At 48.2% G+C, this 14,606-nt stretch carries 18 protein-coding genes and 1 tRNA gene; 6 read left to right on the top strand and 13 right to left on the bottom strand.

What is annotated here, in order from left to right; translation table 11 throughout:
- Positions 1-38 precede the first annotated feature (38 nt).
- From tkt to ACTTJF_RS06920, 3 genes are all read left to right on the top strand, one after another.
- Positions 39-1,952, top strand: a complete 1,914-nt coding sequence (tkt, locus tag ACTTJF_RS06930) for a transketolase (RefSeq protein WP_442551336.1) — start codon at positions 39-41, stop codon at positions 1,950-1,952.
- 164 nt (positions 1,953-2,116) lie between these two features.
- Positions 2,117-2,293: a hypothetical protein gene (locus ACTTJF_RS06925; RefSeq protein ID WP_442551335.1), complete on the top strand. Its 177-nt coding sequence runs from the start codon at positions 2,117-2,119 to the stop codon at positions 2,291-2,293.
- Positions 2,293-3,087 (top strand): undecaprenyl-diphosphate phosphatase, encoded by a 795-nt coding sequence (locus tag ACTTJF_RS06920; protein ID WP_442551334.1) that lies wholly within the window; start codon positions 2,293-2,295, stop codon positions 3,085-3,087. Before ACTTJF_RS06925 ends, ACTTJF_RS06920 begins: the two co-directional genes overlap by 1 nt.
- A gap of 96 nt (positions 3,088-3,183) precedes the next feature.
- Here ACTTJF_RS06920 and ACTTJF_RS06915 read toward each other — a convergent pair whose 3' ends face one another.
- From ACTTJF_RS06915 to ACTTJF_RS06900, 4 genes are all read right to left on the bottom strand, one after another.
- Complete coding sequence (locus ACTTJF_RS06915) at positions 3,184-3,822, bottom strand: metallophosphoesterase (RefSeq protein ID WP_442551333.1); 639 nt, start codon at positions 3,820-3,822, stop codon at positions 3,184-3,186.
- Positions 3,819-4,508, bottom strand: a complete 690-nt coding sequence (locus tag ACTTJF_RS06910) for a metallophosphoesterase (RefSeq protein ID WP_442551332.1) — start codon at positions 4,506-4,508, stop codon at positions 3,819-3,821. Before ACTTJF_RS06910 ends, ACTTJF_RS06915 begins: the two co-directional genes overlap by 4 nt.
- A gap of 58 nt (positions 4,509-4,566) precedes the next feature.
- Positions 4,567-4,654: transfer RNA gene (locus tag ACTTJF_RS06905), tRNA-Ser, on the bottom strand.
- A 173-nt stretch (positions 4,655-4,827) separates the two neighbouring features.
- A complete protein-coding gene (locus ACTTJF_RS06900) occupies positions 4,828-5,658 on the bottom strand; it encodes a class I SAM-dependent methyltransferase (RefSeq protein WP_442551331.1) in 831 nt (276 codons plus the stop codon).
- 142 nt (positions 5,659-5,800) lie between these two features.
- On the opposite strand from ACTTJF_RS06900, the gene ACTTJF_RS06895 reads away from it, so the two are divergent.
- Together ACTTJF_RS06895 and ACTTJF_RS06890 are read left to right on the top strand one after the other, a co-directional pair.
- Positions 5,801-6,538: a hydroxymethylpyrimidine/phosphomethylpyrimidine kinase gene (locus ACTTJF_RS06895; protein ID WP_442551330.1), complete on the top strand. Its 738-nt coding sequence runs from the start codon at positions 5,801-5,803 to the stop codon at positions 6,536-6,538.
- A gap of 57 nt (positions 6,539-6,595) precedes the next feature.
- Positions 6,596-7,204 (top strand): hypothetical protein, encoded by a 609-nt coding sequence (locus tag ACTTJF_RS06890; RefSeq protein ID WP_442551329.1) that lies wholly within the window; start codon positions 6,596-6,598, stop codon positions 7,202-7,204.
- Between the two features lie 458 nt (positions 7,205-7,662).
- Here the strand turns inward: ACTTJF_RS06890 and ACTTJF_RS06885 are convergent, their stop codons facing one another.
- The 3 genes from ACTTJF_RS06885 to ACTTJF_RS06875 all read right to left on the bottom strand — a co-directional run bounded on the left by ACTTJF_RS06885 (position 7,663) and on the right by ACTTJF_RS06875 (position 10,212).
- The gene (locus ACTTJF_RS06885) at positions 7,663-7,836 is read right to left on the bottom strand and encodes a hypothetical protein (RefSeq protein ID WP_442551328.1); all 174 of its coding nucleotides are present in this window, start codon (positions 7,834-7,836) and stop codon (positions 7,663-7,665) included.
- A 170-nt stretch (positions 7,837-8,006) separates the two neighbouring features.
- Entirely contained in the window at positions 8,007-9,584 is a 1,578-nt protein-coding gene (locus ACTTJF_RS06880; RefSeq protein ID WP_442551364.1) for a type IV secretory system conjugative DNA transfer family protein, read from the bottom strand.
- Between the two features lie 205 nt (positions 9,585-9,789).
- Complete coding sequence (locus tag ACTTJF_RS06875) at positions 9,790-10,212, bottom strand: RDD family protein (RefSeq protein WP_442551327.1); 423 nt, start codon at positions 10,210-10,212, stop codon at positions 9,790-9,792.
- Between the two features lie 426 nt (positions 10,213-10,638).
- Here ACTTJF_RS06875 and ACTTJF_RS06870 point away from each other — a divergent pair, with 426 nt between their 5' ends.
- A complete protein-coding gene (locus tag ACTTJF_RS06870; protein WP_442551326.1) occupies positions 10,639-10,929 on the top strand; it encodes a hypothetical protein in 291 nt (96 codons plus the stop codon).
- 29 nt (positions 10,930-10,958) lie between these two features.
- Here the strand turns inward: ACTTJF_RS06870 and pyrE are convergent, their stop codons facing one another.
- From pyrE to ACTTJF_RS06840, 6 genes are all read right to left on the bottom strand, one after another.
- The gene (gene pyrE, locus ACTTJF_RS06865; protein ID WP_442551325.1) at positions 10,959-11,570 is read right to left on the bottom strand and encodes an orotate phosphoribosyltransferase; all 612 of its coding nucleotides are present in this window, start codon (positions 11,568-11,570) and stop codon (positions 10,959-10,961) included.
- 312 nt (positions 11,571-11,882) lie between these two features.
- Positions 11,883-12,440, bottom strand: a complete 558-nt coding sequence (gene frr / locus ACTTJF_RS06860) for a ribosome recycling factor (protein ID WP_122862362.1) — start codon at positions 12,438-12,440, stop codon at positions 11,883-11,885.
- On the bottom strand, positions 12,430-13,392 hold the full coding sequence (locus tag ACTTJF_RS06855) for a polysaccharide deacetylase family protein (RefSeq protein WP_314181369.1): 963 nt from the start codon (positions 13,390-13,392) through the stop codon (positions 12,430-12,432). The genes frr and ACTTJF_RS06855 overlap by 11 nt, the downstream gene beginning before the upstream one ends.
- A gap of 10 nt (positions 13,393-13,402) precedes the next feature.
- Positions 13,403-13,750 carry a preprotein translocase subunit SecG gene (gene secG / locus ACTTJF_RS06850; protein WP_442551324.1) on the bottom strand — a complete coding sequence of 116 codons (348 nt, stop codon included), beginning with the start codon at positions 13,748-13,750 and terminating at the stop codon, positions 13,403-13,405.
- 61 nt (positions 13,751-13,811) lie between these two features.
- The gene (locus tag ACTTJF_RS06845) at positions 13,812-14,195 is read right to left on the bottom strand and encodes a thiamine-phosphate pyrophosphorylase (RefSeq protein WP_442551323.1); all 384 of its coding nucleotides are present in this window, start codon (positions 14,193-14,195) and stop codon (positions 13,812-13,814) included.
- A partial coding sequence (locus ACTTJF_RS06840; RefSeq protein WP_442551322.1) for a Bax inhibitor-1/YccA family protein occupies positions 14,188-14,606 on the bottom strand: 419 nt, incomplete at its 5' end. The genes ACTTJF_RS06845 and ACTTJF_RS06840, both read right to left, overlap by 8 nt.

The following is a 14,606-nucleotide window of genomic DNA, read 5'->3' as shown; positions in this document are numbered from 1 at the left end:
GAATTTTCGTATAATCGCATAAAAACTAAGGAGAAAAAATGCTAAAAAAGATGGCGGATACGATAAGGTTTTTATGCGCGGATATGGTGCAGCAGGCAAACAGCGGGCATCCTGGCGCGCCGATGGGGCTAGCGGACGTCATGGTCGTGCTGGCTAAATTTCTAAATCACAATCCTAAAAATCCAAACTGGCTAAACCGCGATAGGCTCGTGTTTAGCGGCGGTCACGCAAGCTCGCTCGTGTATAGCTTTTTGCATCTTAGCGGCTATGATCTTAGTCTTGATGATCTAAAAAAATTCCGCCAGCTAGGCTCTAAAACCCCGGGCCATCCGGAGATCCACACTAAAGGCGTCGAGGTCGCGACCGGACCTCTAGGGCAGGGCGTAGCAAACGCGGTGGGCTTTGCTATGGCGGCAAAATACGCGGCTAATCTGCTAAATGAACCTGAAAACGCCATCATCGATCATAAAATTTACTGCCTTTGCGGCGATGGAGACTTGCAGGAGGGCATCAGCTACGAGGCCTGTGCGGTCGCGGGCAACCTGCGCCTAGACAACCTCGTGCTGATCTACGACTCCAACAACATCACGATCGAGGGTGATACGAGCATAGCTTGGAGCGAGGACGTGAAGGCGAGGTTTGAGGCGCAGGGCTGGGACGTCGCTCGCATCGACGGCCACGACTACGATCAGATCGAGTTTGCGCTCGAGCAAGCCGCCGAAAAGGAGCGCCCGTATCTCATCATCGCAAACACTCGCATCGCAAAGGGCGCGGGCGAGCTAGAGGGCAGCCACCACAGCCACGGCGCGCCGCTTGGCGAGGAGATCATAAAGGCCGCTAAAATCGCGGCGGGCTTTGACCCAGAGCGCAAATTTGCTATTGGCGAGGACGTGCTGATTCGCTTCCGTGCCGCGATAGAAAAGGGCGACCTAGCCGAAGCTCAGTGGAACAAAAAGGTAGAAAATCTAAGCGGTGAAAGCAAAAATATGCTAAACGCACTGCTAAATCCGGATTTTAGCAAGATAAATTTCCCTGATTTTAGCGGCAAAAAGCTAGCCACGCGCGATAGCAACGGCATCATCATGAACGAGATCGCGCGCGCACTACCGGGCTTTATCGGCGGTAGCGCGGATCTGGCGCCGTCAAACAAAACCGAGCTAAAAGGTATGGGCGACTTCCCTAACGGACGCAACATCCACTACGGCATCCGCGAGCACGCTATGGCCGCGATAAATAACGCAATCGCCAGATATGGCCTTTTCCTGCCGTTTAGCGCGACGTTTTTTATATTTAGCGACTACCTCAAACCGGCTGCGCGCATTGCTTCGCTGATGAGCGTTAGGCACTTTTTTATCTTTACGCACGACAGCATCGGCGTGGGCGAGGACGGCCCGACGCATCAGCCTATCGAGCAGCTTAGCACGCTTCGCGCGATGCCGAACTTTTACACTTTCCGCCCGGCCGACGGCAACGAAAACGCGCTTTGCTGGAAGGCGGCGTTAAATTTACGCGCTCCAAGCGCCTTCGTGCTAAGTCGCCAAGGCCTAGCTCCGCTTGAAAAAGGCGAATTTGGCGGCGTAGAAAACGGCGCGTATCTGCTAAAACACGCGCAAAACGCCAAAATCACGCTAATAGCTAGCGGCAGCGAAGTGGAACTTTGCGTTAAAGCGGCTGAAATTTTAGCCGCTCGCGGTATCGGCGCAAACGTCGTATCCGCGCCGTGCTTTGACCTGCTTTGCGAGCAGCCGCGCGAGTACGTGGATAAAATTTTAGATCCGCAAACCAAAATCATCGCCGTCGAAGCCGCAAGCGCGCTAGAGTGGTATAAATTCGCGGGTGAAATTTACTCGATGAAGAGCTTTGGCGAGAGCGGTAAGGCGGGCGCATTGTTCGAATACTTCGGCTTCACGCCTGAAAAGATCGTGGAATTTGCGCAGGAAACGGCGAAGTAAATTTAGCCTCTTGAATTTGACGGTTTTGGCTTAGGCTGGAGGCGTCAAATTTGAGGGCAAGACGGCTGTTTCGGGCGCAAATTTAATGACTCTTGACGGGCGAGGCCCGCATCAAATTTACGCGGTTTGCTCGCGGTAAAATCAAAATTATAAAAAGGGAAAGATTGCAAAAATATAGGCAAAAGTCAGGGCGATTCGCCGACGAAAATTCTATCTTAAATTTGGCTCGCGGTGCGGTTAAATTTGACGCGCAAAAAGGTGAAAATGAGCAAATTTACGCTCAAGATAAAATCAAATTTAGCGCGCAAAATCAGCTCAAATTTAATCCAAAGGCCGCGTGATGGAGCTTTCGCATATCATCGTTTTAGCCCTAGTTCAGGGCATTAGCGAGTTTTTGCCGATCTCTAGCTCGGCGCATCTCGTGCTGGTACCAAAGCTGCTTGGCTGGGCAGATCAGGGGCTTGCCTTTGACGTGGCCGTTCACGTAGGCACGCTCGCGGCGATACTTTTTTATTTCAAGGACAGGCTTGCAGGGCTCGTGCGCGATTTTTTCGCGTCTATCGCGCGGCGCGAGAAGGTCGGCGACAGCACGCTCGTGTGGTCGGTCGGCTTTGCGACCGTGCCGGTGGGGCTTTTTGGCCTAGCGTTTAACGACGCCATCGAGCAGTACGCTAGAAACGGGCTCGTGATCGCGGCGATGACGATAATTTTCGGTATCGCGCTCTACGTCGCGGACAAAAAAACAGGCCTAAAAACCGAATACGAAATGACGATTAAGCTCGCTCTTATCGTGGGTTTAGCGCAGGCGATCGCGCTGATACCCGGCGTTTCGCGCTCAGGAGTGACGATGACGGCGGCGCTGATGCTTGGCTTTAGCCACAAAGCAAGCGCGAATTTCTCGTTTTTGCTCTCGATCCCTGTGATCGTGCTAGCAGGCGGGCTCGAGGCGGTGAAACTAATAAAAACCCCAGACGCGCTGCCTTGGAGCGACCTTGCTATCGGCGCGGCGGTTAGCGGCCTTAGCGCGTATCTGTGCGTGCGGCTGTTTATGGCGCTGATCGCGCGCGCGAGCATGCTGCCGTTTGTGATTTACCGTATGATTTTGGGCGTGTTTTTGTTTGCGATGTTTTTATAAAGACAGCCAAATTTGGGCTCAATTTGAGGTTTGCGACCCAAATTTGCTTTATAAATTTAAACGCAAATTTTACTAAGACGGATCAAAATTTAGCTTTTATAAAACCTCTCTTATCCTTTTGTTTCTACTTTCCATGCTATCTTCCTCGCTAAACATCCTGTGTTTGCTATGTTCAAAAGGCGGCAGGTCTTTAACGAAATCATAAATTTCCTCAAAGCTTAAAATCTTGCCGTGCAGGTCGTAGCCGACGTTTAGCGCCTTGCCTTTTATGTTTGCGATATTTGCGTGGATGTGGCCGTAGAGCTGGATAGAGCCGTGGTGACCTGCGTTCCACTCGGCTAGCGGATAGTGAAAGAGTACGAGTCGAAATTTATCCTGTCCGTGCTGTACGGTGATCTCTTTGTATTCGCAAATTTCCTCAAACAGCGCGTTGCTGTCTTGTTTTTTCATAGCTAGTAGCTCGTCTTTGTGCTTTTTTATCGCTTCGTCGTGATTGCCTAGCACTATGACGTGCTTGCCGTTTAGCTTGCTAAAGATTGATATACTGGTCTGCATATCCTTGTGAAAGCTTAGATCGCCTATATTATAGACCGTGTCGCAGGGATTTACTCTCTCGTTCCAGAGGCGAATGAGCGCCCTATCCATCTCCTCTACGCTAGAAAAAGGCCTAAAGCACGGATGAAATTTCATGATGTTGCTATGTCCGAAATGCAAATCGGAGGTAAAATAAATCATTTTTGCTCCCTTAAATCCGCTTCAAATTTCTCGCCGCTTTTTATTTCCATGATAACTAGGCGCTTGAAAAACACGGCTCCTACGTCCATAGAAAATACGTTATTTTCGCGCCTGGTTATCCTATTTTCTTCGCTAGCGACATGCCCGTGAAATATCCTCTTGCCCGTATTATTGCCCTCCCAAAAGGGCTCGATACTCCATAGCACGTAGTCCTCGTCCTGCTCCTCTTCGCTTTTGCCGCCGTCAAAAGCTGCATGGACGAATATGCTTTTTTCAGAGCTTACTACGTGGGGCATATCGCTTATAAAATCCTTGAGCCACGAGAGCGCGAAACTGTTTAAATTTCGCTTGTAGATCGATCTTTTTGTTTTATCGCCGCCGTTTCTAAGCCAAATTTGATGATCTAGCGCGTCGCCGCCGAAATACCCGTCCATCATCATTTTCTCGTGATTTCCCAGTACGTGGATCAGCGCGTATCCGTTTCTAACTAGCTCGGCGTACTTTTTATAAAGTCCGATCGTATCCTCGCCGCGGTCGCAGCTGTCGCCCAGGATGATTATCAGATCTTTTTTGCTCAAATTTATCTTTTTAAGCATCAGGTTAAAAAGCCCGAGACTGCCGTGCAGATCGCCGAATACGAAAATCCGCGCGTAATCATCTTCGTTTATATGTTTTATCTTTATCATTTTTTGTTCTTGATTTTTAAATTTGCGGAAAATTTTTGGGTTAAGTTTTATAAGATTATGGCAGATGGGAAGGGATTCGAACCCTCGAAAGCTTGCACTTTACACGCGTTCCAGGCGTGCTCCTTCAACCGCTCGGACACCCATCTATGAGGCCTGGATTATAGCTAAAATTTAATAAGCGCAAACTTATATTTGAGCTCGATCGCGCTTTACGACGGCGTCAAATTTAGCGCGCATAGCGTTTTAGCGTCATAAAGGTGCGGGTTAGGACGCAAAACAGTCAAATTCGCCGCCAAATTTAGCTGAAATATGAGCAAATTTACCCGCGTTTACCTAGAGCAAAAACAAACATCCTGCACGCCTCGCGAAACGGTTTTATATAGCTCAGCATACGCGCGATAAACCCCCAGCGATCCTTGTACATATCTGTCATAGTGCCGATTTCTAGGCACTTTATGCGGTCTTTATCCCACGCTTCGACCTCGTCCGCGCCCTCTACGCTCATCTTAAATTTAACGTCTCCTTTCATAAATTTAAGCACGTCGTGCTTGCGCGCGTTTGACCTTGCGGCAAATTTGTTTATCAAATCGGTGAGCAAAAGTCCCTCGAACCGCTCGCTCAAATTTAACACGAACTCGCGAAATACCGCCTTTTCAAAATACATCGCCACGCCCTCTAGCACGAAAATGAACTTCGCGCCCGCGTGTTTTTTGGCTAACTCGTCCATCCACGCGGTTTCTAGCATCGAGCACGCTAGGCTGTAGTTTCGCGGCGCTTTGGGTACGAGTTTGTCGCGAAGGGCTATGACGTCCGGCAAATCAAGGTCGTAAAAGGTTGCCTCTGGGCAGAGTGGAGCTAGTCTAAGAGGCCTGGTATCAAGCCCGGCACCGACCTGAACGATGACGGCGGCCGGATGCTCGCGCGTAAATTTAAGTATGCAGTCGTCAAAAAACCTCGCGCGTATCACCGTACCGATCCTGCTTAGCGTCGAGCGGTCAAATTTGGCGAAATCATAATCTATCCTGCTCACGACGTCGCCTGAAAATTCGTCTTTTAGTATGGGGTGGGCTTTTTCGTTTTCCTTGCTTCTAAAGTATAAATTTATAAGTAGCGTTTCTGAGACGATATCCTTAAACGCGATCTTTTCCATCTAGTTTTTCCTTTTTATTTTGATAATCTTTATAGAAATTGTAGTGCAAACGGCTTTAAAATTTTATAAAATTTAGCGTTTAACTCGCCGTTAATGCAATGTCGTTTATAATACGGCTTTTAAAAACGAAAAAAGGCAAAAAATGAAAAAAATCCTCATCATCGCAGGCTCATGCAGCAACGGCGGCGCGGGACTGCAAGCCGATATCAAGGCATGCGCGCACTTTGGCTGCTATAGCGCGACTGCGGTCACGGCGCTAACGGCCGAAAATACGGACAAGATCAAAAATATCGTCTCGCTTGATCCGTCCTTTATCGCCGATCAGCTCGAGATGCTCTCGGCGGAGTTTAGCTTCGATGCCGTTAAAATCGGCATGCTCTTTAACGAGCCTATCATGGACGTCGTGCAGAGCTTTTTAGAAAAAAACTCCGCTCCCGTGGTGCTAGATCCCGTCTGCGTCTCGAAAATGGGGCATAAACTCATCAAAGATAGCGCCATCGAGCGACTAAAAGAACTAATGAAATTTGCCGCCGTCGCGACGCCGAACCTGCGCGAAGCGGACGTGCTTTTCGGCGATGATTTTACGAATTTGCCGTGCGACGTGATCGTGAAAAAGCACATCGTCGCGGGCAAAAGCATCGACACGCTCTACCGCAAGGACGGCAGCGTGCAAAACTTTGAGACGCCGCTAGCCGACCCGCTGGTTATCATAGGTGCCGGATGCACGTTTTCTAGCTCGCTAGCCTGCCTACTCGCGCGCGGCGAGAGCCTAGAGGGCGCCATCCAACAAGGCAAAGAGTACATCTATAACGCCATAATCACCGGCATCGACACGAATCTAGGCGTAAGAAAACTGCTGAATCACGGGGTTAAATTTTAAATTTGGCGTGCATGACGCCGTAAATTAGAGTAAGAACAAAAGAATTTGCGAGGATTTATGAGTATAAGCCACAAAGCGTCTTTTATTATTATTTTTCTAATCGCGGCGACGGCCGTCTACTTAAATTTATACGATGGACGGGAGCTGGCGCGAAACTACGAAAAAAATCGTATCGAGATTTTAGCATTGCGCGATTTTGCGCGCGAGATTAGGCCTCAAGGAGTTTGGTTTGACCTGCGCTTGGACGGAACCCGGGTTGAGACGTTTAGCGCCGTGAATGCCGATAAAAATCAAACCGCGAGCTTTATCCGCGTAGATGAGCGAACGAGCGTGCAGGAGCCTCTGCGGATACTGGGCTGGGACGAGCAGACTTTCGGCGAACTAAAAAACAAACTAAAAAGCGCAAACGTCATAGGCGTAAGAATCTGGGGCAACGAGGCGTTTGGAGGCGAGCGCAAGACGACGATTTATTATCGGAGTGATAGCTTTGGGGGCGCTTATTACGAGATTTTTGACGACGCTTCGGACGAGATACTGCGAGGTGACAAAGAGGCGGGCTGCGACGATAGATTTCATTCAGACGGCGTAGCTTTGATTTATGGCGGCGGGGCTACCGTTGATTTTATGTGCGTAAGCAAAGACGGCAAAAATATAAAACGTAGATAAAAATCTAAATTTTAAGATTTACGCTTTAAATTTAGGTTTGGTTTGGCGGCTAAATTTGGTCCTAAACAAGGAGAGATAAATTTGCGGGCGGTTTTCTCGGCCTACTCGTTAAATTTGGATACGGATAACGGCGGTAAATTTGACTGTTTATGCTGATTGCTATTAATCAATTGCATCCCACGGTATTATACGAGCTATTTGGCTTCTTAGCTCGTCGGCTTGATCTTGCGTTAAACTTTCCACCGCATAAACTCTATATAAAAAATATTTTCTCTTTTTTGCTATCCATACTTGATTGGGGGCAAATGGAAAATAATAGGTACGGCAAAAAGCCAAATCCTCGCTTTTTATAACCGTATCTCCGAAAATATATCTGTTTATGACGATCCTGTCTCTGTAAATTTCAATGTAGTTAAAAAATATAAGCTTGTACAAAAGCCTGCCTAAAAATAAAGAACCTAGGATGCCCATGCCTGCATCCAGCCTCTATAATATATCGCGGTAGGTAAGGCGGGCACGAGCAGGAAAAAGCTATACTTGATAAAATCAAACATTACCATGGGCGGATTTCGTTTGTCTAGTCTGTAAAGTAGCTCCGGCTCTTTATTTTCTTTGCCTATACTTTCGTTCATATTCTTCGCCTAAAGTCAAATTTATAAATTTTTCTAACCTAGTTTTATGCAAACGGCGAGCGGTTAAAATCGTCAAGTTGCGCTGCCGTTTAAATTTACGCCGACCTTCAAATTTGACCTAAATTTGCGGTCAAATTTAACCCCAAGTCTCCTGCTAGTTGTAGCCAAATTTACCTAAAGCTTATCTGCGCGTCGTCAGTGCCGTCTTCTAGCAAGATATTGTAGCCGCCGGTATTTGGCGGGCGTTTATAGATATCTTGCGGGCGGATATCCAGCACCTCGTCGCTGAAAAACACGCATTCGCGCTCGCCCGTATCCACGTCGCGCACCCAGATTTTGCCGTCGTCCACGATCTCTTCGTCAAACTCTATCACGCGGTTTTCGTAAATTTTACCCAGCAGTCGCTCGTGTAGGCGGTTTTCGCGCTCAAACTCCAGTTGCGCTTGCAAGCACTCCGCCTCGTCTATGAAAATAGGCTCCAGCGCGATCTTGTCGCCCTCTAGCACGCACTCGAATTTCTCCAGCGTAGAGCAGTCCACCTCGCTGCCGCCCAGCCTCACGACGTCCTTGTTGCGCATGAAGTAGCGGTTGGTGAGGTTGCCCATCAGCGCCTCGTATGCCGTGCCGCCGATCGCGCGCTTAAGCAAAAATTCGTTTTGAAACGCCAGCACCAGCTCCACCTCGCACTCGCGCAGGATCTCTTCGTTTAGCTCGGTGTTCTCGCTTAGTAGCTTCGCCGACTCGTCGAGAAATAGGCTAATGGGCCTTTTTTGCTTCATCGTTACGCGCTTTAAAAGCTCGGGCAGAAAGCTATTTAGCAGGAAGCTCAGCGCGCTTTTGTCGCAGCTAGCGGCGTTAAATATCACGATCTTGCCGCTATTTAGCAGCCCTGCGATACTCGCGTCGCCCGCAGCGCCGTCTCCGTCGCCGTTTAGCGAGTCGTCGTTCATGAGGCCAAGAAAGGGCGACATCATCATCGAGTAGTTGCGAAAATCGTCTCTCGTGCGTTCGTCGCCGATATCCTTGTAGCGGCTCGTCGCGTCCAAAAACTCGTCCGCGGTGGCCAAAAACGCGCGGTTTATCATTATCGTCTCGCGGGTGAAATTTAGCGTCGAGGAGTCGAGATTGTCGCAGATTAGGCTCAGCGCGTCTTTAAACTCGAGCATCTTTTCTAGGTCTTGCGAGAGGCGCAGGATCGTAGCGACGTCAAAGGTAAAATCCCGCGCGAGCGTGCGCACGTCGGCGTAAAAGGCGTCCGTGTAGCAGTCGTTTAGCGGCGTGATTTTTTTAGCGAAAATTTTAAGCGCCTTTAACACCTTAAAAAACTCCGTCGCGATGCTCGAGCCAAACTCCTCCCAAAACTTCTCCCTCGATTCCATCGGCTTTTTCACGCAGTTTTTAAAGTCCCGCGGCTTCATCGAGGCGATGAGATTTATCGGCGCGTCTAGTCTCGCGCCCACGCTCACGACGTCTTTTAGGCGGCCCGCTCTGCGTGCTAGAGCCTTGATCTTGGCGCTCTCGCCGCCTTTATAATCCACTGCAAACACCGCGTAGCCGTTTTGCATGCGGTCAAGCAGATTTGGATATATCATCGCCGTCGTCTTGCCGCTGCCCGTCTCTCCGATGATGGCTGCGTGCGTGAAGTCGCTAGGTATCAGCGCGCCTTTTTTCTCCGCGTTTTCCCGCGTTCTCGTAAATCCCATTATTTTTTGCATATTTTTCCTTGTCGGGGGCGATTGTAACGAAATTTGGTTTAAAGATTTAAATTTGACGGGGCGGGGAGCGGGTTAAATTTGCCGCGGGGACGGGATGCGAAGCTAGTCTGCAAAACCCGCACCGCAAAAATGCTAGACGTAAATCCGGCGTCAAATTTGAACTAATAAAAACGAGCGCGGACTCGCTAAAAATAATCGCGGCAAATTTAGCTCAAATTTGCCGAAAAGCAGGCTAAATTTACTCGGCTTTTTTGCAGACGGCGGCCGAGTGCGTGAGTAGATCGTGCAAATTTAGAGCGTCCTTGCGGAAAAAACAGAGACAAAGTCCGACGATGCTCACTCCCGCGAGTAAAAAGCAGGCGTAGCGGAGCAAAACGCGTGCGAAGCCGAGCTTGCGGCCGCTGTGCAGGTCGATGAGGTAGATGTTTTGCGAGCGGTAGCCGGGCGTCTGGGCTTTGATCGCAAAAAAGGCGCAGCAGATGAGAGCGACTGCGAGATTTGCCCCGAATATCGCGGTTTGGTTGTGCAAAAAGTCGTCCTTGCCGCCCAAAAAAACATAGGTCGTGAGGTAATATATCGGCATGCCGATCAAAAAAAGATCGGTGATAAAGGCCTTTACTCGCGCGCCGATAGTGGCTAGCCGCGCTTTTTGTTTTGCCAAATTTACTCCTTTTTTCGATTTGTTTTGTGCGCTCGTTTTGGATTTTTGAGCGTCAAATTCGCTCGCTAGCGCCCAAATTTATGCGTATCTACTTTGTCGCAGCGATTTATGGCCTACTTTTACGCGCCCTCGCTTCGATGCGGTAAATTTACGGCTCGTTTCCTCGCGCCCGCCGCTTGCGCCGTTTTATCCGGCCGACTTTGCTCAGCTCGTAAATGGCGCTTTGGTTGCGGGCGAATTAATTTATTTTCTCGGTGCGGCGCAATCTTTATGGGTACCGCCGTCTTTGTTTGTTTTTGGTTGCGCACCCGTTTGCGATGATCGATAATTTTCGTCTCTCATGTTTTTCGTCAAGCTTGCCTGCGCTTGATTTATCGTCCGCCCCGCATCGTTTATCAAGCCGTAAGCAAAACCGGCATTTATCTTATGCAAAAGCTATGCGTCGGTTTTAAAAACATAAATTTTAGGACGCGCTTTTGCGGGCGCAAAATTTACTCAAATCCAAATTTGACGGTCGCCGCTAAATGCAGAAAACGGCAGCGTAAATTTAATTTTGCTCCGATCGCGACTTGCAAAAAACGCAACGGTGGGCTTAAATTTATCGTCAAATTTATCGCTCAAGATATCGCAGAGTGCATCATGACAGAGTCAAATTTGATTTGCGATCGGTTTGTATTCGTTTGCGCCCGCAAAATCCGTCTAAATTTGCGGGGCTAAATCAAACGTAGCCGCCAAATTTAATAAATTTAGTTGCCTCTGCTGCCGGGCTTTATCGCCTTGCTTCCGTCGGCGCAAAGAGGGCAGTTTGCGGGCTCATAAATCTCAAACTCAAAGTTTCCAAGCGCGAAAAACGGCTTGTCGGCGGGTAGTTTGGCGCTAGCTTTAGCGACGCTGCCCGCTAAATTTGCGACCTTGCAAAAGCCACGATTGGCAAGTGCGGCAAACGCCACGACCTTGCCGCCTAGGCTCTCGATCACGCGCGCGGCCTCCAGCGCCGAGCCGCCCGTGGTGATGATGTCTTCGCAGACGACGAATCGCTCGCCTTCCCCTACCTCAAAGCCGCGTCGTAGGCTCATCACGCGCTCGACTCGCTCGGTAAAGATAAAGCGCTTTTTCGCTGCGCGAGCTAGCTCGTAGCCGGCCAAAATGCCGCCTAGAGCGGGCGAACAGACGCTATCAAACTCTACGCCCGATTTTTCGATGACGGCGGCTAGCTCGTCAGCTAAAGCGCCTGCTAGCTGCGGATCCTCGAGTACTTTGGCACTTTGCAGATAAAACTGCGAGTGGTTGCCGCTGCTAAGCAAAAAATGTCCCTGCAAAAACGCGCCCGCATCCTTGTAAATTTTCTCTAAATCCATCGTTTTTCCTTTGTAAAATTTGAGTGAATTTTACCCTAAGGGCGCTTAAGCTACTATTTTTTGAGCTTTTGACGGGTTGCGGTTTTGCGTTATTGTAAATCTCCACCGAGCCAAAAACGGCTAGCAGTTTTAAATTTGGATATAAATTTTGGTAAAAATAAGTATGGCGTGATAAATTTAAAATTTGTACGAAATAGATAAACGTACTTTTGGGTGTAGCAAAAGCGGACTAAAATTTATGCTAAATGCGAAATAGCGGAAGGTTTTTATTAAAGAAACGGCTCGTCAAATTTAACGAGCCGTATGCAAATTTTAAACTTTTAAAAGTTCGCTCTCTTTTTCTTTTACGAGCGAGTCGATCTTTGACGTGTAGCTGTCGGTGATCTTTTGGACTTCGTCTTGTCCTTTTTTGCTCTCGTCCTCGGTGATAGCTTTATCTTTTTCTAGCTTTTTTACCTCGTCGTTAGCGTCTTTTCTGATATTTCTGATGCTGACTTTGGCTTTTTCGCCAAATGCCTTAGCGTGCTTTGCGTTTTCTTGGCGTTGCTCGACTGTCATCGGAGGGAAAAATAGCTTCACGCTCTCGCCGTCGTTGTTAGGATTTACGCCGATATTTGCCGCAGAGATCGCTGCAGTGATAGTTTTTAGCATCGGTTTTTCCCAGGGCGTAATGCTTATAGTGCTAGCATCGCTCGTTAGCACGGTGGCAACTTGGTTTAGCGGGGTTTGGCTACCGTAATAATCCACGTAAATATTATCGACTATGCTTATATTTACCTTGCCCGTGCGAAGCGTGCTAAAGTCGCGTTTTAGGCCCTCGATGCACTTGTCGCTATGCTCTTTTTGTTTTTTATAAATTTCATTCAGCATTTATATCCTTTACTAAAATTTTTGTCGTCGTTTTTCCGTTTACTTTAAGGCTCATTCTCACTTTATATCGGTCGATCGGCTTGTTAAATTTAAGCGTCATCTGTCCGTTTTCAAGCTTGACCTTTTTTGTCTGCTGCCCCGTCATTGAGAAGTATCCGTGCGTCGCATTCTCGTCGGTTTTGATGATAAGTTCGCTAATCTTATTATCCTTCGGATAGTCTTGCGGAAGTATCCATTCGGCTTTTAGAAATTTGCTCGCAAGCGCGGACGGTAGGTGCGTGCCGTTCATCGCAGGGATCCTATCTAGTTCGTGCAGATCGCTATCTGCCGCGACTGCGCCCGAGTTTTGGCTAAGTATCACCTCGATGCCGTGTTCTATCGCGACGTCGCGTACCCTGTCGTTATATTCGCCGAAAGGATATGCAAAATATCGCGGCTTGTAGCCCATATTTTTTTCAAATTTGCCTATGCCGTCCTCAAAGTCGTTTTTTAATTTTTCCTCGTTAAGACCGACCATGTGCAAGTGGCCATAGGAGTGATAGCCGACTTCGCCGTATTTTTCGATCTCTTTGATCTGCTCAAAGGTCATAAAATCGCCGTATTTTCGTGCGGTAGCCTCGACGTAAATCATCAGCGCAAACGGATATCCGTACTCTAAAAATATCGGCAAACCCTTCTCATAAAAGCTCTTGTAACCGTCGTCTACGGTTAAAACAACCCAGTTGTCAGATACCGGCTCGCCGTTTTTGATCGCATCGACGAGCTTTGAAAGCGGGATGACCTCGTAGCCTTTTTCTTTAAAATAATCAAACTGTTCGCGTAAATTTTTACTAGAGATGTTAGTGCTCGGGTGTCTATCGTCGTCAAATCTGTGATAGTTAAAGATGTGGGCGTCCGCAAGCGCAAACTGCGCCGCCGCAAAAAATGCGAGGGCGGAAACTATTTTTTTCACCAGATGCGCCTTATTTTTGCTCGCTTGACGGAGCCGCAGGGGCTGCTGGAGCACTAGGAGCTTGCGGGATGACAGCCTCTGGAGCCGCAGGTAGCGACGAAGTATCGACGCTATCTATGAGAGATTTGCTGCTTTGCGTGTTGTAAACATAGCTTAGCGCTAGGGTATTCAGAATAAATAAAACGCCCACGACGAAGGTAAATTTAGCCAAAAATCCGGCCGGTCCTTTTGCGCCAAATAGGCTTTCGTTGCTGCCGCTATACGCGCCTAGTCCGATAGAGGAGCTTTTCTGAAGCAAAACGGCGATCGTCAAAACTACCGCGAAAATAAACTGCAATACTAAAAAAAGCGAATCCATAAAAATCCTTTTAAATTTTCGAAATTAGTCGCGATTATACTAAAAAAGTTTTGAATTTGGGTTAAATTTCTTTTTCTATCTCATAAAGTTCGTAGCGCACGGTTTTAAAAATCTCGGAAATTTTAACGTCGATGAGCTTAAAACACTCCTCTAAAACCCTTGCGCTTTCTTGCGCGCGTTTGATATTGGCGGTTTGCAAATCGTCCAAATTTAGGCGGATTTGCTCGTCTTTTAGGCTCGGTTTTAGCACGTCGTTTGCGGCATCGCGAAATTTTAAGAATTCTTTTTGCGGGATTTTTGCTTTGTGGCGGAGATTTTTGATTTTTTTAGCGAGGGCCAGGTCGTCAAAGCCGTAACGTCTGACGTCCTCGACGACTCTAAGCCCTTCTTTTAAGCGGTTTAAATTTGCGTCTATTACGCGGTAGAGCCGCTCCTCGTTAGTCATCTCTACTAAAAATGCCTAAAATTTGAAGTAAAGAAACGAACAAATTCACAAAATCAAGATAAAGAGCGACTGCGCCCTCGATCGGAGTTTCGTAGTTGCCGCGGATGATATTTTGCGTATCGTAAAGGATATATGCGCTAAATAAAACCGCGCCCACGCTAGCAATCGCAAGCTGCAAAATCGGGCTGTGGAAAAATATATTTATGATCGCAGCCACGAGCAAGACGATAAGCGTGATGAAAAGCATCTTACCCATCGCGGTAAAGTCTCGTTTGGTATTCATCGCAAACACGCTAAGTCCGCCAAATGCAACAGTCGTAAGCGTAAAGGCCTGAGCTACTATCGCAGCGCCTCCCGGCATCGCAAAAGTGCGTCCCAAAATAGGCGTAAGCGTAAGTCCGCTAACGAAAG

Origin of the sequence: Campylobacter sp. (assembly GCF_052170435.1) — a bacterium.
Lineage (GTDB): Bacteria > Campylobacterota > Campylobacteria > Campylobacterales > Campylobacteraceae > Campylobacter_A.
This window is presented reverse-complemented; position numbering and strand designations above follow the sequence as displayed.

Excerpts from the sequence above, each read along its gene's own strand:
- pyrE (WP_442551325.1), bottom strand. The coding sequence starts at position 11,570 with ATGGATTTAGAGAAAATTTACAAGGATGCGGGCGCGTTTTTGCAGGGA.
- ACTTJF_RS06870 (WP_442551326.1), top strand. The coding sequence starts at position 10,639 with ATGCAAAAGCTATGCGTCGGTTTTAAAAACATAAATTTTAGGACGCGC.
- secG (WP_442551324.1), bottom strand. The coding sequence starts at position 13,750 with ATGGATTCGCTTTTTTTAGTATTGCAGTTTATTTTCGCGGTAGTTTTG.
- ACTTJF_RS06920 (WP_442551334.1), top strand. The coding sequence starts at position 2,293 with ATGGAGCTTTCGCATATCATCGTTTTAGCCCTAGTTCAGGGCATTAGC.
- ACTTJF_RS06885 (WP_442551328.1), bottom strand. The coding sequence starts at position 7,836 with ATGAACGAAAGTATAGGCAAAGAAAATAAAGAGCCGGAGCTACTTTAC.
- ACTTJF_RS06895 (WP_442551330.1), top strand. The coding sequence starts at position 5,801 with ATGAAAAAAATCCTCATCATCGCAGGCTCATGCAGCAACGGCGGCGCG.
- ACTTJF_RS06900 (WP_442551331.1), bottom strand. The coding sequence starts at position 5,658 with ATGGAAAAGATCGCGTTTAAGGATATCGTCTCAGAAACGCTACTTATA.
- ACTTJF_RS06915 (WP_442551333.1), bottom strand. The coding sequence starts at position 3,822 with ATGATTTATTTTACCTCCGATTTGCATTTCGGACATAGCAACATCATG.
- frr (WP_122862362.1), bottom strand. The coding sequence starts at position 12,440 with ATGCTGAATGAAATTTATAAAAAACAAAAAGAGCATAGCGACAAGTGC.
- ACTTJF_RS06910 (WP_442551332.1), bottom strand. The coding sequence starts at position 4,508 with ATGATAAAGATAAAACATATAAACGAAGATGATTACGCGCGGATTTTC.
- ACTTJF_RS06845 (WP_442551323.1), bottom strand. The coding sequence starts at position 14,195 with ATGACTAACGAGGAGCGGCTCTACCGCGTAATAGACGCAAATTTAAAC.
- tkt (WP_442551336.1), top strand. The coding sequence starts at position 39 with ATGCTAAAAAAGATGGCGGATACGATAAGGTTTTTATGCGCGGATATG.
- ACTTJF_RS06890 (WP_442551329.1), top strand. The coding sequence starts at position 6,596 with ATGAGTATAAGCCACAAAGCGTCTTTTATTATTATTTTTCTAATCGCG.